This is a genomic window from Leifsonia sp. 1010, from assembly GCF_031455295.1.
Lineage (GTDB): Bacteria > Actinomycetota > Actinomycetes > Actinomycetales > Microbacteriaceae > Leifsonia.
The window spans coordinates 1406051-1425908 of the sequence record NZ_JAVDSL010000001.1 but is presented as its reverse complement, the minus strand read 5'-3'; the positions used below and the strand labels follow the sequence as shown (position 1 = coordinate 1425908).

The 19858-nt window shown below is 69.8% G+C and carries 16 protein-coding genes; 5 read left to right on the top strand and 11 right to left on the bottom strand.

Going from position 1 to position 19858, the window contains the following annotated elements:
* The first annotated feature begins 209 nt into the window (after positions 1 to 209).
* The 4 genes from J2Y42_RS06960 to J2Y42_RS06945 all read left to right on the top strand — a co-directional run bounded on the left by J2Y42_RS06960 (position 210) and on the right by J2Y42_RS06945 (position 3704).
* The gene (locus J2Y42_RS06960) at positions 210 to 953 is read left to right on the top strand and encodes a cohesin domain-containing protein (RefSeq protein WP_309856168.1); all 744 of its coding nucleotides are present in this window, start codon (positions 210 to 212) and stop codon (positions 951 to 953) included.
* Between the two features lie 35 nt (positions 954 to 988).
* Complete coding sequence (locus J2Y42_RS06955) at positions 989 to 2839, top strand: amidase family protein (RefSeq protein WP_309856167.1); 1851 nt, start codon at positions 989 to 991, stop codon at positions 2837 to 2839.
* A gap of 94 nt (positions 2840 to 2933) precedes the next feature.
* On the top strand, positions 2934 to 3329 hold the full coding sequence (locus tag J2Y42_RS06950; RefSeq protein ID WP_309856165.1) for a RidA family protein: 396 nt from the start codon (positions 2934 to 2936) through the stop codon (positions 3327 to 3329).
* A 72-nt stretch (positions 3330 to 3401) separates the two neighbouring features.
* Positions 3402 to 3704: a YciI-like protein gene (locus tag J2Y42_RS06945; protein ID WP_309856163.1), complete on the top strand. Its 303-nt coding sequence runs from the start codon at positions 3402 to 3404 to the stop codon at positions 3702 to 3704.
* A 26-nt stretch (positions 3705 to 3730) separates the two neighbouring features.
* On the opposite strand, the gene J2Y42_RS06940 is transcribed toward J2Y42_RS06945, so the two are convergent.
* The gene (locus tag J2Y42_RS06940; RefSeq protein WP_309856162.1) at positions 3731 to 4162 is read right to left on the bottom strand and encodes a VOC family protein; all 432 of its coding nucleotides are present in this window, start codon (positions 4160 to 4162) and stop codon (positions 3731 to 3733) included.
* Positions 4163 to 4211: 49 nt separating this feature from the next.
* A complete protein-coding gene (locus J2Y42_RS06935) occupies positions 4212 to 5318 on the bottom strand; it encodes an ABC transporter permease (RefSeq protein ID WP_309856159.1) in 1107 nt (368 codons plus the stop codon).
* Positions 5319 to 5415: 97 nt separating this feature from the next.
* Between J2Y42_RS06935 and J2Y42_RS06930 the strand changes: the two genes are divergently transcribed.
* Positions 5416 to 6009: a TetR/AcrR family transcriptional regulator gene (locus J2Y42_RS06930; protein WP_309856158.1), complete on the top strand. Its 594-nt coding sequence runs from the start codon at positions 5416 to 5418 to the stop codon at positions 6007 to 6009.
* Between the two features lie 14 nt (positions 6010 to 6023).
* Here the strand turns inward: J2Y42_RS06930 and J2Y42_RS06925 are convergent, their stop codons facing one another.
* The 9 genes from J2Y42_RS06925 to J2Y42_RS06885 all read right to left on the bottom strand — a co-directional run bounded on the left by J2Y42_RS06925 (position 6024) and on the right by J2Y42_RS06885 (position 19843).
* Positions 6024 to 6767, bottom strand: a complete 744-nt coding sequence (locus J2Y42_RS06925) for an HAD-IIB family hydrolase (RefSeq protein WP_309856156.1) — start codon at positions 6765 to 6767, stop codon at positions 6024 to 6026.
* On the bottom strand, positions 6767 to 7876 hold the full coding sequence (locus J2Y42_RS06920; RefSeq protein ID WP_309856154.1) for a LacI family DNA-binding transcriptional regulator: 1110 nt from the start codon (positions 7874 to 7876) through the stop codon (positions 6767 to 6769). Before J2Y42_RS06920 ends, J2Y42_RS06925 begins: the two co-directional genes overlap by 1 nt.
* Complete coding sequence (locus J2Y42_RS06915; protein ID WP_309856152.1) at positions 7845 to 12431, bottom strand: polysaccharide lyase family 8 super-sandwich domain-containing protein; 4587 nt, start codon at positions 12429 to 12431, stop codon at positions 7845 to 7847. Before J2Y42_RS06915 ends, J2Y42_RS06920 begins: the two co-directional genes overlap by 32 nt.
* 31 nt (positions 12432 to 12462) lie before the next feature.
* On the bottom strand, positions 12463 to 13551 hold the full coding sequence (locus J2Y42_RS06910) for a glycosidase (protein ID WP_309856151.1): 1089 nt from the start codon (positions 13549 to 13551) through the stop codon (positions 12463 to 12465).
* A 39-nt stretch (positions 13552 to 13590) separates the two neighbouring features.
* Complete coding sequence (locus tag J2Y42_RS06905) at positions 13591 to 14487, bottom strand: carbohydrate ABC transporter permease (protein ID WP_309856150.1); 897 nt, start codon at positions 14485 to 14487, stop codon at positions 13591 to 13593.
* Complete coding sequence (locus tag J2Y42_RS06900) at positions 14484 to 15395, bottom strand: sugar ABC transporter permease (protein WP_309856148.1); 912 nt, start codon at positions 15393 to 15395, stop codon at positions 14484 to 14486. The genes J2Y42_RS06905 and J2Y42_RS06900 overlap by 4 nt, the downstream gene beginning before the upstream one ends.
* 60 nt (positions 15396 to 15455) lie before the next feature.
* Entirely contained in the window at positions 15456 to 16784 is a 1329-nt protein-coding gene (locus J2Y42_RS06895) for an extracellular solute-binding protein (protein ID WP_309856147.1), read from the bottom strand.
* 162 nt (positions 16785 to 16946) lie between these two features.
* Positions 16947 to 17957 carry a LacI family DNA-binding transcriptional regulator gene (locus J2Y42_RS06890; RefSeq protein WP_309856146.1) on the bottom strand — a complete coding sequence of 337 codons (1011 nt, stop codon included), beginning with the start codon at positions 17955 to 17957 and terminating at the stop codon, positions 16947 to 16949.
* Positions 17958 to 18052: 95 nt separating this feature from the next.
* Entirely contained in the window at positions 18053 to 19843 is a 1791-nt protein-coding gene (locus J2Y42_RS06885; RefSeq protein WP_309856145.1) for a DEAD/DEAH box helicase, read from the bottom strand.
* Between the last annotated feature and the right edge of the window lie 15 nt (positions 19844 to 19858).

Here is a 19858-nt window from a genome sequence, read left to right as displayed (position 1 = left end):
CGCTCCGCGAAACAGCGGCCCCCTAGCGTCGACCCTGTCGATGGCGCCGCTCTCTCAGCCGCCGGCCCACCCCCGAGGCCGGCACTGGACCGTTCGCCGGTGGTGCTCCTCGACGCCGCGAGTCTCCCCTTCCTGCCGCTGACGGCGGTCGCATCGCCGACCCCACCCGCCCGCGACTCCCCTCGCCCGCTCAGGAAGGCACCATCCCGATGCATCACACCCCCAGGCGACTCGTGCGCCTCCTCGCCGTCGCGGCGGCCGCGCTCGCCGGCCTCGGCCTCGCGGTCGGCGCTGCGGCGCCCGCTGTCGCGGCACCCGCGGTGACCGGCGTAACGGTCTCCGCGCCGTCCGCCGTCACGGCCGGCGACTCGTTCACCGTGACCGTGACCCTGACCGGCGCGACCGACGTCTTCGGCTACGAAGCGGTGCTCGCGTTCGACCCCGCCGTTGTCGCGTATGTCGACGGCAGCGCGGTCGTCCCGGCCGGAGGATACGACGCCGTCACCACCTCCTCGGGCACCGTCGATGTCGTCTACACGCGGCTCGGCACCTCCCCCGCGCTCTCCGGCACCATCGCGTACACCCTGACGTTCACCGCGAAGGCCGCGGGCTCGACGGCGTTCACGCTCCGCTCGCTCTCGCTGGTGGACCCCGCATCGGCCGTGACGCCGCTGTCGAACGCCGCCGTGAGCCCAGCCGTTGTCGTCTCGCCCGCCTCTGTCCCGGGGCCGCCCACAGGCGGCGGTCCGTCGACCGGGTCCTCGCCTGGTTCGGGCTCGGGCTCCGGCTCGGGCGCGGCGACGAGCTCGTCCGCATCCACCTCCGCGGATGACCTGGCCTCGACCGGCTCCGATGTCGCTCCGTACCTGATCGCCGGCACCGTGCTGGTCGCGCTCGGGGCGGCCGTCGTCCTGATCGCAGTCCGCCGCCGCCGTGCGGGAGAAGCCCGATGATCGCCCGCCGTACCGCCCAGAGGAGCGCCTCCGCCATGCACACCCGAACCACTGCCCGCCGCGCCACGACCACCGTCGGCGCGGCCGCTGCCCTGGCCGCCCTCGTCGCCACCGGCGCCGTCGTCGCACCTGCCGCAGCGGCCCCCGCGGCGAGCGCCGCCGAGCCGTTCCTGGCGCCGTACTACACGGCTCTCGACCTGACCGGGGACAAGCAGGTCACGAAGGCCGACCTCGACGTGCTGACCGACCACCTCGGCGCCACTCCTGCATCGGCGAGCTGGTCCACCGTCGCGGTTGCCGACTCCGACACGGACGGCGTCATCACCGTCAAGGACGTCGTGGCCCTGTCGCAGCGGATGATCTACGACGACGGACCGTTCGAGTTGGTCGAGGCCTCCGCTCTCGACATGCAGGCCGCCATGAACGCCGGCGTCACCACCTCCGTGAAGATCACGCAGGAGTACCTCGACCGGATCGCCGCGCTCGACCGGACCGTGGTCGACCCGGGGGCCGGCGGGCGAGCGCTCAACTCGATCATCTCGACGAACGCGCAGGCGCTGACGATCGCGGCGCAGGCCGACGCCACCCGTGCGCAGAGGGGGATGACGAGCATGCTGCTGGGCGTCCCGATCGCCGTCAAGGACAACTACGACACCGCCGACATGCCCACGACCGGTGGATGCGGCTGCTGGGACGCCAACCAGACGAGCGACGACGCGACCATGGTGAAGAACCTCCGCTCGGCAGGGGCCGTCATCCTCGCGAAGGCCAGCCTGGACGAGTTCGCGTACGGGTTCGTCTCCGAGTTCTCCTCGTTCCAGGACCCGGGCAAGACGCTGCTCGTCGCCAGCCCCCTGAACACCACGAAGACCGCCGGAGGCTCCAGCGGCGGGACGGGCGCGGCTATCGCGGCGAACCTGGCGGGCATCGGCTTCGGCACCGACACGGGAGGCTCGATCCGTGTGCCGTCGACCTACAACTCGCTGGTCGGCATCCGCCCCACCGTCGGCCTCACCAGCCGTGACGGCATCATCCCGCTCGCCCTCAGCCAGGACACCGGCGGCCCGATCGCCCGCAGCGTCACCGACGCGGCGGTCGCGCTCGACGCCGTCACCGGAGTGGACGCGGCCGACCCGATCACGGCGGAGCAGCAGGGCCACGTGCCGGCCTCGTACACCGCGGCGCTCGACCCGACGGCGCTGAAGGGCAAGCGGATCGGCATCGTCACCTCCATGCTCGGCAGCAATGCGACGGTCCTCCGGCTCTGGGCGGACGCGAAGGCGAAGTTGGAAGCGCAGGGGGCGACGGTCGTCGAGATCTCCACCGTTCCCGCCGCCTTCACGGCGACGCTGAACGAGGGAAGCGGCAGCACCAACGAGTTCAAGCACGACCTGAACGTCTACATCCAGAACCACCTGGCCCCGAACGTCACCGCGCGGTCGATCGACGACATCCTGGCCAGCGGGCGCAACGTCACCTCCCGCAACAGCATCTACACCTCGCGCAACAACGTGACCGACGCGCAGTACCAGGCGTGGGCGGGCCCGACCGGCACGCACACCGCGGCGATCGCCACCGGCAACGCGACCGTGACGCAGCTGATGAACGACAACGCGCTGGACTCGCTGGTGTATCCGAGCGGATCCCCGTACAGCACCATCAGCACGAACATGCGTCTCAGCCCCAACACCGGGATGCCCGCCATCACGGTGCCGATGGGGCAGGCCGTCGCCACCGACGGAACGAACCCCGTCGTCGGCGCCAACGTCAACCTCGAGTTCCTCGGGCGCGACTACGACGAGAGCGGCATCATCGGCCTGGCCTACGCGTTCGAGCAGGCGACGCACGCGCGGGCGACCGCGCCGCTCTACGGCCCGCTGAAGTAAGGCGACCGCCCATCCGAGACGAGCGCCCCGGCCATCCCGCCGGGGCGCTCGTCTCCCCCTGGCCGCCGCGGGCGCCACGAGCCATAGTGAGCGCATGCGCGAACTGATCAGCACCCCGCATGCACCGAGCTCCCCGTTCTACAGCCAAGGCGTGAAGGCGGGGAGCCTCATCTACATCTCGGGCCTGGTTGGGGTCGACGTGAACACCGGGAGACCCGCCGGCCCCACGATCCAGGAGCAGACGCGGCAGGCTCTCGCCAACTGTCGCGCCGTTCTCGCGGCGGCCGATGCCACCTTGGACGACGTCGTCGAAGTGGGGATCCTCCTCAGCGACCCGGCCGACTTCGCCGGCATGAACGAGGAGTACCGATCGTGGTTCCCGAGCGAGCCGCCCGCTCGGTATGCGGCGAAACTCGGCGCCGTGATCCCCGACGTGCTGGTCTCCATTCGCATGACGGCGTACGTCGGCGACCGTCGGAGCGGCTCCTGATTCGATTCTCTGCGACCTCGCCTCGATAGGCTCGATCGCAGCAGCCGACCGTGGGCAGAGAGGAAGAGACGTATGCATGCCGTGCTCGAGTACACCTACGGCGACGACTACCTGACCGCCCGGGAGGCGCACCGCTCGGCTCATCTCGCAGCAGCGTGGGCCGCCGTCGAGCGCGGAGAGCTTCTGCTCGGAGGCGCCGCCGGGGATGGTCCGTTCACCGGCCTCCTGATCTTCACCGGCGAGGACGCGCTCGAGACCGCGCGCTCCTTCGCCGCCGTCGATCCGTACGTCACGGAGGGCGTCGTCCGATCGTGGACCGCCCGCCCCTGGCGCACCGTCGTCGGAAACGACGCGGCCACGCCGGTGCGCCCGTAAGCGCAGCTCGACTCACCGACGCGGAACTACTGCAGGCAGAACTCGTTGCCCTCCGGGTCGCGCATCATGATCACGAACTCCTCGTAGGGACCCCAGTACCCGAGGAGCGTCTTCTCCTTGGTGGCGCCGAGGGCGATCAGGCGATCGCGCTCCGCTTCCAGCTCCTTACGCGACGCGCGGCGGTCGTCGAACGGCGTGATGTCGAGGTGCACGCGGTTGCGCTGCCGTCGCTCGTGCCGATACCGGCTGAAGTAGAACCGCTGATGCGCCGGATTCTGATCCCACGCTTCGGCGCGATCCGCGATCTCCTCGTCGGTCATCCCGGAGGCCTTGAGCTCTGCCACGTCCTCCGGATCCCAGCCGGTGGGTTCCGGGTAGCCCATCACGGCGCTCCAGAAGCGCGCCAGCTCGGTGGGATTCTCGGCGAAGAACGTCACGTTCGCGATCCGGGCGGTCATGCGTCGAGGATAGCGACCAGGCCGGTCCCGTGTCCCCCGCGAACGTTGCTCAGGCAGCCGCCTCGGTGACCTCCTGATTGCGGAAGTGACCGGCGAGCATCGCGATGAGTCCGGCTGCGGCCCAGCCGACGAGCACCAGCCACGGGAACGAGGCGTCCGCGTCGGGGAAGTAGCTCAGGTCGCGCACCAACGTTGCGGAGGCTCCCGGCACGAACCACTGACCGATGGCGCCCCACGGCCCGGCGAGGAACTGCACGGGCTGGGTGGCCGCCGAGAGCGGATTCCCTACGAGCATCGTGAGCACGGCCCCGACGGCGATCCCCGCCCTGCCGATCAGGGCGTTCATCCCCACGATGAACGCCGCCGTGGCGAACATCGAGAGTGCGATGGCGAGCGCATTCAGACCGAAGTCGCCCTGGAGCACACCGAACCAGCTCTGCATGATCGCGGCGACGCCGAGTCCGGCCGCCGCCGAGTAGACGACGACGGCGACGAGGCGCCGCCAGCTCCCGGCGACCAGGAGCGAGATCAGCACGCCGCCGAGCACCCCGCCGAGGACGAGGGGGAACGAGGCTGCCGTGATCCCGAGTCCCCGGGGGTCACCCGCAGGCAGAGGGACGACGTCGGTCACCGTCACCGTGATCTCCGGAGCGGTCGTGCCCGCGGGCGCCGTGCCCGCGGCGATCGCCTTCTGCACCGCGGCCTGGGCCTGCGCATTCGCCTGCTTCTGGAGGTTCGCGGCCAGCTGGCTCATGATCTGCGCGGGCGCAGCGCCGGCCGCGCTCGCGGTCAGGACCTCCGGCTTCGATCCGAGCACGATCGCGCCGTACAACTCACGGCTCTTGATGAGCCGCACCGCCTCGTCACGCGATGCTGTCGTGGTGACCGAGAACGCGCCGTCTCCCGCCGTCTCGAGCTGCTTCTCCACCTGAGCCGTCTGAGCGGAGTCACCGGTCACGGCGATGGGGAGGTCCCTCACGGACGAGGTGATGGTCGGCCACAGGAAGGCGAGCAGCACGACGACCACCGCTGCCGCCGCGCCGAGAGCGAGAAGGACGGATCGCGCCCAAGGGGTGTGCGGGATGACGGAAGGAGTCGACGACGGAGGCGTGGGTGGCGCGAGGTCGGGCGGTGTGGTCAGCGTGCTGTGCGACATGAGCGGCTCCAAAAAAAGCGAATGATCGTTCTTTATTATGAGGAGCAGCGTTCGATAGTGTCAAGAACGAGCATTCGTTTTGGTCGAGGAGGGTGGCATGCCGAAGGTCACGGAAGAACACCGGGCGGCGCGCAAGAAGCAGATCGTTCAGGCTGCGCTCCGCCGTTTCGCGCAGACCGGATTCGCAGCCACCTCGATGGCCGACATCATCGAGGAGTCAGGGCTCTCCGCCGGCGCGATCTACGGCCACTACAAGAGCAAGGACGAGCTGATCGAGATCGCCGTCAGCGAGATCCTCGACGCGCGCTTCCTCGAGCTGGCGCAGGAGCGCGCGACCGGCCACCTGCCGTCCCCCGGCGACGTCCTCCGCACCGTGATCGGCGGGCTCACCTCCCAGGTCGGGGAGCTCCAGCTCCTGGTGCAGATCTGGGGCCAGGTCCCGGTCAATCCCGAGCTGGGCGGCGTCGCGCGCACCATCGGGCACCGCGCCAGGGAGCTGTTCACCTCGCATCTCACCGCCTGGTACGCCCGCACTCGCGGGCTCGGCGACGACGACGCGGCCGCGCTGGCCCGCCGGTTCGCGCCGCTCTACGTCGGGATGCTGCAGGGCTATGTCACCCAGAGCGTGCTCTTCGACGACTTCGACGGCGAAGCCTACCTCTCGGCCGCCGGGGCGGTGGAGCCGGCCTGAGGGCGCCCCGCCAATCACGCCGCGGCGATCACCTCCTCGATGAGCGCCGCGGTCTCCGTCCAGTCCCTCACGGCACGCGTCGGGATGCCGAGCGCGAGCACCGGGTAGTCGTTGCCGTCCGGGTCGAGACGGTCCCCGACGAAGAGCATGTCCGAGAACGGGATGTGCGTGATCGCCGCGAGCCTCCTCATCCCGTAGGCCTTGTCCACGCCACGGCGCGTGATGTCGATGCTGGTCGAACCGCCCGCGCGCACCTCGAGTCCGGGCAGCCGGGACTGCACTGCCGTGCGCAGACTGCTGCGCCGCATTCCGGCCGGATCCCAGGCGGACTTCTCGGCGACGGGGGCGAACTGGCCAAGCGCGGAGAACGTGATCTGCGAGCCGCGGTCCTCCATGACCGGCCCCCACGTGCCCGCCTCCCACAATCCGAGGCGGGACGCCTCCTCCTCGACGACGGCAAGCGCTTCCTCCCGTTCGGCGTCGCTCAGGTTCTCGGCGTACCGGAGGCGCCAGCGGGCTCCGTCCCAGTTCAGGTAGCGCGTACCGCAGGTCGGCATGAGGTGGAGGCGTTCCAGCGGCGCCGACGCGGGCAGGCGGGACAGCAGTTGGTCCCGGAACTGCTCGAACCGGCCTCCGGAGATCACGCACACCTCCTTCACCTCGAGGAGGTGTCCGAGCAGCGCGGCCATCCGCGGGTGGACGGGCGACTTCGACGGGGCGAGGGTGTCGTCTAGATCGAAGGCGACGAGACGGGGCATCAGCGGGACCTTTCGTGGTCGAGTGGATGGGGTGGCGGGCCGGTACTCCCCCGCGCGACGAGTTCCCGGGGAAGAAGCGTGGGTTCGTGGGGTTCTCCACCGCCGATGCGGTCGGCCAGGAGGCGTCCGCACGCCCGGCCCCAGGCCTCGGCGTCGTTGCGCACGGCCGAGAGGGAGGGCGTGGTCGCGAGGGCGATCGGGCCGTCGTCGAGCGCGACGACCGACAGCTCCTGCGGGACGGCGATGCCCCGACGTTGGGCAGCCTGCATCCCGCCGACGGCGAGGATGCCGCTCTCATAGAGGATGGCGGTCGGCGCGGCCCCTCCATCGAGGAGACGCACTGTGGCGACCGCCACCGAGGGCGGCGACGAGTCGGCACGAACCACGCGGGCGTCCAGGCCGAGGAGGCAGGACTCCTCGGCGAATGCGGCTGTCCGTCGGACCGAGCGGGCGAGCGACCCGTCGGCGACCAGAGCGATCCGCCGGTGGCCCAGCTCGTGCAGGTGACGGATCGCCAGCCGCATCCCCTCCGCGTCGGCCTCGGGCTCCCCCGCATCGTCGGCCACCACGAACGGCAGACCGAGAGCCGTCAGAACGTCCGGACGCTCGTCGCCGATCCGCATGCCGAGGAGAAGGGCGACGTCGACCTGGGAGTCACGCGCGAAGGCGGAGTAGACCTCCTGCTCCTCCACGCCCGCCGTGACGACGCGGACGACGAGGACGGCGCCGGTCGCGGCGAGCGCATCCCCGAGCCCGTAGAGGAACCCGGCCAGATCGGCGTCCGCTCCCGAACTGTCTGTGCGGATCACCACGCCCGCACTCCGCGGCCGGCGCGTCGAGAGCGCCCGGGCGCGGGAGTTCGGACGCCAGCCGAGCTCTCGCGCCGCCCGGACGATGCGGTCGGTCGTCACCTGGCTGAGCCCGCTTCGACCGTTGAAGACGAACGAGACGGCGCTCTTGGAGACGCCGGCCCGGGCTGCGACGTCGGCGATGGTGATGCGCCGCTCACCCGGAACGGGGACGGCACCCGAGGCGGGATCCGGACCCGAACCGGCTCCCACCTCGGCGCCCCCTCCGTTACCGCGCCACGGCCCACGGGCCGTTGGCATCACCCGGAGCCTGGTTGCGGGTCCACCACTTCGCGACATAGACGACGCCTTTATAGGTGGCCCGGTCTCCCGCGGAGAAGATGCGCGACGGCGTCCACAGCGCGGTGCCGTCCGGTGCGGTGGCCATCTCCTGCCAGGGTCCCGTCACCGACCCGGGGACATCGCCGCGGCTGTACCAGCCGGCCAGGAAGGTCTTGCCCTGGTACACGACGGTGTCGCCTGCGGCGAAGACGCGGGACGGCGTCCACGCGGCGGCTCCGCTCTCGGTCATCGCCAGTTCCTGCCAGGCTCCGGTGTTGCTGAGCCCGGGCTGCTCGCCCCTCGTGGACCACCCCGCCTTGTAGACGGAACCCTTGTAGCTGACGATGTCGCCCGTCTTGTACGACGTCGTCTTGCTCCAGGCGGCAGGCAGTACCACCGTGACGGTGAGTGTCGTGCTGGCACCGGCGACCGTGTCACTCCCGCTGTAGGTCGCGGTCAGCACGTGGTCACCCGCTGCGAGACCGGGCGGCAGGGTGAACGTGGCGACCCCGCCCGTCAGGGATGCGACCCCACGGTCCTTGTCGCCCTCGGTGAGAGCGACCTTTCCGGTCACCGGGAGCGGTGACGTGACCGTGACGGTGACCGTCGCCGCCGTCCCCCACGTCGTGCTGACAGCGGGTGCGCTGACGACGGCGGTGGCGCGCAGACCGTCGAGAGCCGCCTTCAGCGCAGCGGTGCTCGCGTCGATCGCGGGCTGGGTGGCGTCAGCGGCCGTGAGCGTCGCCTTCGCAGCCTCCAGCGCGGGCAGCACGGGCGACCAGGTGGCCGGCGTGTACACCGTGCTGTCGAGACCGTTTGCCCGATCCACCTGTGCCTGCAGTGCGCTCTTGTCGACCGCCACCGTGACCGGGCAGCGGACGAACTCGTCCCCTGCACTGTGCACGAGCACGATGGACGTGCTGCCGGGCGCCCCGGTCTTCAGGCCGACGGAGACCGTCCCATCGGCGGCCGCCTGGGGTGCGGACGCCACCGCCGCGACGGACGGGTCGAGCGAGTACGCCGTGAAGGAGTCGCCGTCGACGAGCGGGGTGACGGTCGCGGCGAGGGTGGCGGTGCTGTCCCTGTCCGCGTTCACCGGCGCCGGGCACGCCAGGCTGTATCCGCCGTAGACCTCGAACTCCCAGATGTTGAGTCCGTACTTGGTCGCCGGCGACCCGATGACGCGGACGTACCGTGCCTCTGCCGTCCGGAACGAGGTGCTGTCGCGGCGGTGGTCGGCGGTGCCGGTGTTCTGCACGCGCGCCAGCGGCGTCCAGTCGCTGCCGTTCACCGATCCCTCGAGCTGGTAGTCGGTGGAGTTGCCGCTCTCCCACTCGACGACCGCCTGAGACACCGGACGGACCGTGCCCAGGTCGACCTGCAGCCAGTTGCGGTTGGTGTACGGCGCCGTGCCGGAGGGCCGGGCGGAAGACCACTTGGTGGTCTTCGAGCCGTCCGTCGCCGCCGGCGCCTGCACGTTCGCGAGGTTGTTGTACACGCTGTCGGCGGTGGTGGGCTTCCCGAGAGCGAGGTTCACGCGCCCCGTGGTCACCGGTGCGGTGGTGATGGCACTGTCGCCGAACACCTCGAACTCCCACACCGAGACGCCGTAGGTGGTGAGCGCCCGCTTCACGGTCTGCATCCGGACGTAGAGTCCTGTCGCGTTGAGCGCGACGAGGTCCGTGCCGCCATCGCTTCCGGCGGCCGGCGTCGTGTAGGCGTCGCGCCAGGTGCTGCCGTCATCCGAGACCTGGATCTTGTACTGGCTGGCGTAGGACGCCTCCCAGAACAACCTGACCGCGCCGATCTTCCGGACGCTGCCGAGGTCGACCTGGAGCCACGAGGTATCCGGCGATCCGGTCCTGTCGGCGATCCAGCGGGTGGTCGCGTTCCCGTCGGTCGCGCTCGCCGGACTCGTCCCGTCCGAGGCGGTAGTCGGCGCGCCGAGCGCGAGGTTCGCGCGGGCGAACGCGGAGAACTCGGTCACCGTGTAGGAGCCGCCTCCCGGTCCGTCCAAGGGCAGGATGCGGACGAAGTTCGCCGCGACCGCCGGGAAGTCGACGTGCTGGTGTCCTCCCGTGCCGTTCTGCACCAGCGACTGGTCGGTCCAGGTCGTCCCGTCCAGAGAGGTCTGGATGAGGAAGCGCGTGGCGTAGTCGGCGCCCCAGTCGATGTCCGCGCCCATGGCGTAGGTGCCGGCGGCGAGCCGCTGGCTCAGCCATGGCGCCGCACCGGACGACTGCCACGCGGTCGTCTGGTCGGCGTCACCCGCACGCGAGGGGCCGTGGCCCGCGACCGAACCGCTCGCCGTGTAGGGCGAGCCGTCCGAGTCGTCCGCCACCAGCGGCTCCGTGACGGTCTTTCCGAGGTTCGCACCGGCGCCGAGCACGAAGGTGCCGCGCGACGCCGACGCGCTTCCGCTCAGCGCCACATCCACGAGCAGGCCGGGCTGACTGGGGTTCGACAGACTCAGGACCGGGGTGCCGGTGGACTCGTCGAGCATCACGATGCTCGGCTGGCTCACCGAGAGCGTGCGGCCGTCGCCGAGGTCGAGCGAGCCGGCGCGGTAGAACGTCGCCATCGTCCGCTTGAGCCCGGGATGCTGCACCGCCTGCACCGAGGTGTCGTTGCGGAGGATCTTCACGGCCGGGTTCGCCGCGTAGGCCTGGGTCTGCGCGGCCGACTTCGCCGGCAGCACGATGTACTGGTATCCGGCGGCGCTCGGCTTCGTCCCGTGATCGAAGTACAGCGTGAACGCGTCGTGGCTCTCCGGCTGGTCGCCGTAGTAACTGCCCGTCTGCGTCTTGTCGGACACGGTCACAGCCTGGTCGGACGGGAACACGTACCCGACCTTGTCGTTGTACGCCCACGACGGATCGGCGACGACCTTCCCGTCGGTGCCGGGAGCGACCTTCTGGCCGTCGACCGAGGCGTTGTCCTTCGCGGCGACCTGGTTGACCGTGGTGTGGATGGGCGCGGTCGAGGACGACTGGATGCCCGCGCCGAGCGCCACCATCTCGTCGTCGAAGTAGTAGTAGCTCTTCTGCGCCTGCGTTCCCGCGCGGTCGAGGCTCTCCACGCTCGCGCCGTAGGTGCCGTCGGAGACGCCGCCGGTGAACGCGCCGCCGTTGGCGGAGCGGCCGTCCTTGCCGAGCGTGGTCTCCTTCACGTAGGGCACGGTCGTGCCGGGGTAGTGGTACCAGTCGAACGCCGGTCCGAGGTCGGTGTACTCCTTGTTCGTCACCTGGATCGCCGTCGTGCCCGTGCGATTCCAGACGATCTCGTTGCCGACGTCCTTGCGGAGGGTGGAGCGGTACTCGCTTCCCACGGTCCGGCTCGAGTTCAGACCGGTCACGATGCCGTAGTCGGCCCGCTGGTGCGAGGAGAACTCGGAGCGCCAGAAGTACTTGTCGCCGGTGACGCCATTGCCGGCCGTCTTCCCGCGGATGTTGTCGGCCATCTGCCGGTATGCCGTCGCGTAGAGCGGGTCGGTGCGCGCCATCCGGTCGAGCGGATCGAGGAACACGGCGCCGTAGCTGGTCACCCCGTCGACCGTGGTCGCCGGCCGGTAGAGGAGGTACAGCATCTCGATCTCGCCGCGGATCAGCCAGCGGGTGCCGTCGACGATGTAGAACGCGATCGTGTCCAGCTGGTCGCGGGTGAAGGCCAGGCTCGTGCCGCGGGCGGAGTCCGCCCACATCGCCACCATGGTGAACAGGGCCATCCCGTAGCCCTCGCTGTAGAGCTGCGCGCCGTGCGCCCAGAACGTCGCATCAGGCTGCACCGCCTCCTGCACCGTGCCGGAGTCGTCGACCGCCACCGTCTGCACCATCGTGGCGAATCCCGCCGTGATCGCGGCGGCGTCGCGGGTGGCGAGCGCCTTGTACAGGTAGTCGGAGGTGCGCCAGGCGCCGTTCGCCCCGGCCGGGTCCAGCCTGCCCTGGTTGTGCTTGATCGCCAGGGCTGCGGCATCGGCGCTCAGCTCGTCGCCGACGAAGATCGAGATGCGGCCCATCGCGATCGACTCGCCGATCTCGGTCTCCCACCAGTTGGTGTTCCCCGGGTTCGCCTGATCCCAGTACGCGAGCGCGCGCTCCTCAGCGGCGATCAGCGCGGGGTCGTGGTAGCCCTTCGCCGACGACTCGCGGTAGGCCTGCGCGATGGCGACCATCCGGTAGAGCGCCTTGTAGGCATCCCACGTCTTGCCGTTCGCCGAACTCGTCGTGTCCTGGTAGTTCACGTCGGACCACGAGCCGTCCGCGTTCTGCGAGGCGACGTAATCGAGCGCGTTGCTGGTCTGCGCCAGGTAGATGCCGTTGGCGATCTGCACCTCATCCCCCTGGCTCAGGTAGTAGTCCTGCAGCCGGGTGACGATCGTGGAGACGTCTGTCTGCAGGTCCGCCGCCTGGGCGGGGGCTGCGAAACCGGCCGCGCTCAGGAGGGCGGCGACGAGGAAGGCCACGAACGCGGAGAGGCGCGAGCGGCGGAGGAGCGTTGGACGTGGAGCGTTCGGGTCTTCGGGATGACGCGTCATTGCGTTGGACTCCTTGTTCGCTGGGGGTGGGTCAGGGGATGCGGACGAGCCGGGCGACGCAGATCCGCGTGTCGGCTGCGCCGTAGAAGACGACATGCTCTCCGTCGATCTTCTCGATCGCCGTGGGGAACAGGACGTTCGCCACGGTTCCCGCGGTCTCGTCCGCGGTCTCCGGGGCCATCAGGGGCTCGCTCGTGCGGGCGAGCACGCGCGAGGGGTCGTCGGCGTCGAGGAGCATGGCGCCGACCACGTAGCGGACGGTGAACGCCTGGGGCACGAACGATCCGCCCGGCAGGGTGCCGGTGACGCCGTGGTGGAGCAGCAGCCAGCCCTCGGGTACCCGCAGCGGAGCGGGGCCGGCGCCGATCTTCAGGGCCTCCCACTCGTATTCGGGGCCTGCGACGAAGCGGTGGCCGCCGGGACGGGTGAGCGCCGTGATGTCCTGCACGGCGTCGTCCACCGGCACGTACGAGATCCAGATGCTCGCCCGGTCGTCCGTCACGCCCGCCGGAAGCGGCGGCTGCTCGTCCGGCCGGACGAACCCGAAGTCCCACATGGGCCGGTGCAGCATGGCGAAGCTCGGGCGGCCCTCCGGGTCGGGCACGACCTCCGGGAAGAACACGACGTCCTTGTTCGGAAAGAGGTTGAGGTCGGTGTCGAGGGCGTCGTCGTAGGCGAACTGGATGGGGCCGAGCCGCCTCCACTCGCGGCCGTCGGTCGACACGGCGAGAGCCGGCTTCGGTCCGAGCGGCCCGAACGCGACGTAGCTCATCACGTGGACGCCGAGGTCGTTCAGCGGGGTGATGCGCGGGTCCTCCACGCCGCCGTGGGCCGTGCCGTGCTCCCATCCCCGCTGCGCCTGGAGGGCGATCTCGAGGTCCGCGACGCCGGTCGGCACACCGTCCGTCACGACGACGCGCGCCCGCCCGATCCGCGACACGTTGTGCTCGGCGACCAGCCGCGGGAAGAGGTGCACCGTGCCGTCCGGGTCCTGCACGGTCGCGGGGTTCAGCACACCCTCGACCTGGCGCGGGTCGGCCGGGTCGGGCTCCATGACGATGCCGATGCGCTCCAGTGCATAGGGGATGGCGACGGCGGTGGCGGGGGTGGTGGTGGACAACAGGACCTCTCTAGCGGATGGGGTGATGCGTGGACGGGGTCAGCCCTTGACGGCGCCGACGACGCCGTTGACCAGGTAGCGCTGGATGAAGATGTAACCGACGATCAGCGGGGCGGCGACGATGAAAGTCGCGGCCGCGAGCAGCGGCCACTGGTTGCCGTACGTCCCCTTGAAGGCGTAGAGCCCGACGGTCACCGGGAACTTGGTGGGGTCGGCGAGCAGGACGGTCGCGAGGATGATCTCGTTCCAGATCCACACGGCCTGCAGGATGAACACGGTCACCAGCGCCGGACGGGCCAGCGGCAGGATGAACGTGAAGAGGTAGCGCCAGTAGCCGACGCCGTCCATCGCGGCCGCCTCATCGAGTTCGCGCGGGATGGACTTCACGAACCCGCTCAGCAGCAGGGGCCCGACGCCGACACCCACACCGACCAGCAGGATGTAACCGAGCTGCGTGTCGTAGAGCCCGAGCCGAAGCAGCAGCTGGAACTGGGTGATCAGGGCGTTGGGCAGGAACAGCACCAGCACGAAGACGATGGACCAGTACTTCGCGCCGCGGACGTACCCGCGTGCGACGGGGAACGCCAGCACCAGGGTGAGGAGGGTGCCGATCGCCGACCCGGCCGCCGTATAGAGGACGCTGTTCAGTATGTACGCGCCGAAATCGCCCTTCTCCCACGCGGTCGCGAAGTTGCCCCACTGCGGGTTGGAGACGATCCCGACCGGGTTCGCGACGAACTCGGCCTGCGACTTCAGCGCGGTGTTGAGCAGGTACAGCAGCGGGAAGAGGAACACGACCATGAGGATCAGCGCGCAGATGTACGCGCCGATCGGCCGGCGCCGGCGACGGCGCGACACCGTGGTGCGGTGTGGGCCGGATGCCTCCTGCAGCGACTCGGTCGTCGGGGTCGTCACCTGTTCGGTGGTGGTCGTCACAGTCTCGCCTCCCGTCGGCGGAGAATCAGCAGAGCGATGATCGAGACGATGGCCACCAGGAAGAACTGGACCATCGACACGGCCGCCGCATAGCCCTGCGACTGCGACAGCGTCGTCCCCGAGGCGCCGCCGAAGCCCTGCACGTAGACGAGCAGGGAGAGCACCTGGGTGGAGCGGTTGTTCGGACCGCTGAGCACGTAGATGAGCTGGTAGCTCTGGAGCGCGTTGACGATGCCCAGCAGGACGTTCGCGGTGATGGACGGCGCCAGCAGGGGGATGGTGATGCTGCGGAAGCGCTGCCAGCCGCTCGCCCCGTCGATCTCCGCCGCCTCGTTGAGCTCCTCCGGAACGGCCTGGAGGCCGGACAGGAAGATGATGACCGAGACGCCGAGCACCATCCACACCTGGACGAGGATCACCAGGGCAAGCGCCAGCTTCGGGTCGCCGAAGAACGCGGAATGGCCGCCGAAGAGGCCGAGCACGGATGCGGCCGGTCCGCCGCTCACGTTGAAGATCAGCGACCAGACCAGCCCAGTGACCGTCACGCCCAGGATCGTGGGCATGAACACCACGGCCCGGTAGAAGTCGCGGCCCTTCAGCCGGCGGTTGAGGAGCACCGCGACGGCCAGGGCGACGACGATCTGCAGCGCCGTGCTCACGACGGCGAAGATGATCGTGTTGCGCAGGGCGTTCGCGCTGTCCGCCCACTTGGCGGGCGAGAAGAAGTCGACGTAGTTCTGCAGGCCGACGAAGTTGATCGGGAGGCCGGGGAGGCCGCGCAGGTCGGTGAGCGAGGCGATCAGCACGCCGACCGCCGGAACGAAGCCGAAGATGCCGAGCAGCAGCATCCCGAGCCCGAAGGTGACGCGGACCGGCGTGCGACGGGGGAAGGGGAACGATTCAGTCATGTGTCTCTCGACTCCCGGGAGGGTGGCCGGCCCGTGGTCGGCCACCCTCCCGGCAGAGGGTCAGCCGGCGGCCGACCACGCCTTCTGCGCGGCCTCGGCGGCCTGCTCGGGCGTTGCGGAGCCGAGCGGGCTCAGCGCCGGGTAGTTGAACGGGAAGACCGCGTCCTGGCCCGCCTTGTTGTTGGCGAACCAGACCTGGTCCCAGGCGGGCTCGTACGACTTGGTGTAGCCGCCGATCGACTGGAGGAACGCGCTGGTGGAGATTCCGGGCTGGGCCGATGAGAAGCCCGACTTCTGCAGGAACAGCTCGTAGTTCTTCTTGTCGGAGAAGAACTTCAGCCATGCGAGCGCCGCCGTCTTGTTCTTCGCCGAGGTCGGGACGGCGAGCTGGAGCTCCGTCTTGCCGTTGAGCAGCGCGTTGTCCGCCGCGTCGTCGGAGCCCGGGAACGGGAAGTACCCGTAGTCGAACTTCTTGGCGACGGCCGCGTCGATGGTCGGCTGGTCCCAGGTGCCGTCGACGGTCATGGCGAAGTCACCTGCAGCGAAGCCCGACGGGATGGATGTGTAGTCGGCTCCCGCCGCTCCCTCCTGCGAGTTCTGCAGCACGTACTCGGTCTGCTTCAGCACCTTGACCTCGGTCGGATCCGTGAGCTTGGCCTTGTTCGTCCAGAGGTCCTTCGCCAGCTGCTGCTTGTCGGCAAGGGTCGGGTAGTTCGCCGTGACGGAGGCGAGCATCGGCAGCCCGGCGGGCCAGCTGTCCTTTCCGCCCATGCCGAACGGCGTGACGCCCTTGGCCTTGAGCGCGTCGACCACAGCGGTGAACTCGCTCCAGGTCGTCGGGATGGTGAGCCCGTTGTCGGCGAAGATCTTCTTGTTGTAGAAGACGCCGGTGTAATAGCTGACGCCGGTCGGGACCGCGTACTGCTTGCCGTCGATCGCCTGCGTCTCGAGCAGGGTCGGCGTGTACTGCTTGAGGAACGACTCGGCCGTGAGGTCGACCAGGCCGCCCGCCTTGGCGAGACGAGCGTCATCGGTGGCCGCGTCCTTCGCGTACGACGGCGTCTCCATCAGGCCCTTCACGACGAAGAGGTCGAGGTTGCCCGCCGTGAGCCGCGACGACTTGGTCGCGGGGTAGTTGTCGTTCGAGACGGTGGAGAAGACGACGTCCACCTTCGGGTACTGCTTCTCGAAGGCCTCGTTGATCGCCCGGAAGCCGGCGTCCGTGGCGTCGCTGCTTGAGACGAGAAGCTGCAGCTTCCCGCTCGGCTCTCCATCTGTCGATCCGCCGCCGCTGGAGCAGGCGGCGAGTGCGCCGATCGTGGCGGCGGCGACCGCGCCGGCGATCAGCCGCCGGCCCAGGGTCGCGCCGCGCAACCTCTTCGTTGCCATGTGTTGTCTCCTCGTCGAGTCCGGGATGTGTATGCAGGTGATTCGGGTTACAAAAACGTTTCGGTTCTGCGACCGCAGATCACCGAAACGTTTCGGTGACGACATGGTGGCACGCCACAGCATGCAAATGCAAGCCGCCCGGGCAGACCGCCCGTATCGCGATCAGCGCTGCGAGCGCGCGGGCCCCGTCGAATCGCGGACGATCATCTCGGCGTCGGGGATCCGGACGTCGTCGACGACGCCCTCCTCGATCAGATCGACGAGCATCCTGCCCGACTCCCTTCCCAGCGTCCGCGGCGAGGTGTGCACCGTGGTGAGGGACGGCCGCACGTAGGTGCCGAGCCGGATGTCGTCGAAGCCGGCGACCGACAGCTGCCCCGGCACATCCACGCCGAGGTGCTGCGCCTGGGCGATCAGGCCGATGGCAGACAGGTCGTTCGCGCACATCACCGCGGTGGGAGGGTCGGCCGAGTCGAGCAGGATGGATGCGGCAGCCGCCCCGCCGAGGTAGGTGAACTCGCCGGGGACCACCGGTCCGGGCTCCAGTCCCAGCTCGCGCAGGCCTGCACGCCAGGAGTTCTCGCGCTCCACCGAGTGCGTCATGTTCGGGCGGCCGCTGACGTAGGCGATGCGCCGGTGCCCGAGGTCGACCAGGTGCCGGAGGGTGGCCCGGATCCCGGCATCGGGGTCCTCGCGTACTGCGGGGATCGGGAAGCCGCTGCCCGGGTTGATGGCGACGGCGGGCAGCCCGAGCCGCTGGACCAACGCGATGCGCGGGTCGTCGACCTCCAGGTCGTTGATGAACACGCCGTCGACGCGACGGTCGGCCGCGAGCTTCTCGTACCGCTGGAGCACCTTGTCGGATTCGGCGCTGATCTGGAGGACGAGCGCGTACCCGCGGGGATCGATCGCATCCTCGATGCCGCCGATGAACCCGCCGAAGAACGGGTCGAGCTCGAGCACATCCGGATCCCGGTGCAGGACGAGCCCGACGGTGAACGCGCGCCGCCCGGACAGGCTCTTGGCCCGGAGCGAGGGGACGAAGCCGAGTTCCGACGCGATCCGGATGATGCGCTCGCGCGTGACGTCCGAGACCCCGGGCCGCCCGTTGAGCGCGCTCGAGACGGAGCTGATCGCGACGCCGGCCTTGTTCGCGACGTCGACGATCGTCACCCGCTCATCGCCCACCGACCCGCCTCGCCTTCCGCCCTGCATCGAGCGACGGACATCCTATGCCGAAGAGGGCGGCGGGCGCTCCTTAGCGTCTCTCAGCCGCGCCGCGGTTTGCGCGGCGGCCGGGCGTCGTCCTGCCACGAGCCGGCCCGACTGGCGCCTCGCCCGCGATCGGGACGGAGCTGGATGAGCTTGCCGCCGATCCGCGTGCCCGAGAGCCGCGACAGGGTGTCGCCCGGGAGGTCGGCCGGCAGCTCGACGATGGAGAACTCGGGCATGATCCGGATGTGCCCGAAGTCCTCGCGGCTCAGGCCGCCCTCGTTGGCGAGCGCACCGACGATCTGGCGCGGCTCCACCTTCTGACGCTTGCCCACCTCGAGGCGGTACGGCGCCATGGGCGTGTCGTTCCGCTCCCGGCGCCCCGGACGGTCGGAACGGTCGCCGCGAGCGCCCCGGCCGCCCGCGCGGTCGGCGCCGCCGGCCCGGTCGCCGCGCGACTCGCGCTCCACCGGCTGCGACAACTCGTCGCGTTCGCTGAGCAGCAGCGGCTCGTCGCCCTGCGCGACCACGGCGAGCGCCGCCGCCACATCCGCTTCTGGCACGTCGTGGTGCTCGACGTAGTGGGCGATGATGTCGCGGAAGCGCGAGATCCGCTCCTCCTGGGCGAGCGCCTGGGTGATGGCGTCGTCGAAACGGGCGAGGCGCGTGACGTTCACGTCGTCGACGCTGGGCAGCTGCATCTGCGTGAGCGGCTGACGGGTAGCCTTCTCGATCGCGGTCAGGAGTCGGCGTTCGCGGGGCGTCACGAAGCTGATCGCCGCGCCGCTCCGGCCGGCGCGCCCGGTGCGGCCGATGCGGTGCACGTACGACTCGGTGTCGACCGGGATGTCGAAGTTGACGACATGGCTGATGCGCTCGACGTCGAGGCCGCGAGCCGCGACATCGGTGGCGACCAGGATGTCCAGCTTGCCCGATTTGAGCTGGTCGACCGTGCGCTCCCGCTGGGCCTGCGCGACGTCGCCGTTGATGGCCGCGGCCGAGTAGCCGCGGGCACGAAGCCGCTCCGCGAGCGTCTCGGTCTCGTTCTTGGTGCGGACGAAGATGATCATCCCCTCGAAGTTCTCCACCTCGAGGATGCGCGTGAGCGCGTCGACCTTCTGCGAGTACGAGACGACGAGGTAGCGCTGCGTCGTGTTCGCCGAGGTGGTCGTCTTGGACTTGACGGTGATCTCTTCGGGGTCGTGCAGGTACTTCTTGGAGATGCGCCGGATCTGCGCGGGCATCGTCGCCGAGAAGAGGGCGACCTGCTTGTCGTCCGGCGTGTCGGCGAGGATGGTCTCCACGTCCTCCGCGAAGCCCATCTTCAGCATCTCGTCGGCCTCGTCCAGCACCAGGTACTTCAGCTGGGAGAGGTCGAGGGTCCCCTTCTCCAGGTGGTCCATGATGCGGCCGGGCGTTCCGACGACGATGTGGACGCCGCGGCGCAGCGCGGACAGCTGCACCCCGTATCCCTGCCCGCCGTAGACCGGCAGCAGGTGAACGCCCTTCATGTGCGTCGCGTAGCTCTCGAACGCCTCCGCCACCTGCAGCGCGAGCTCACGCGTGGGGGCGAGGACGAGCGCCTGCGGGCTCTTCTGCGTCAGGTCCAGGCGCGAAAGGATCGGCAGCGCGAAGGCGGCCGTCTTGCCGGTTCCCGTCTGAGCGAGGCCCACGACATCGCGGCCCTCCAGCAGCAGCGGGATGGTCGCGGCCTGGATGGCGGACGGCGTCTCGTAGCCGACATCCTTCAGTGCCTTCAGGACGGGCCCGTCCAGCCCTAGCGACGAGAAGGTCGGAGCGTCGTCGACGGTTTCGGGGCCGCTGTTCGCGGAATCTTGCGTGGTCACTGTCCCACGGTAGCC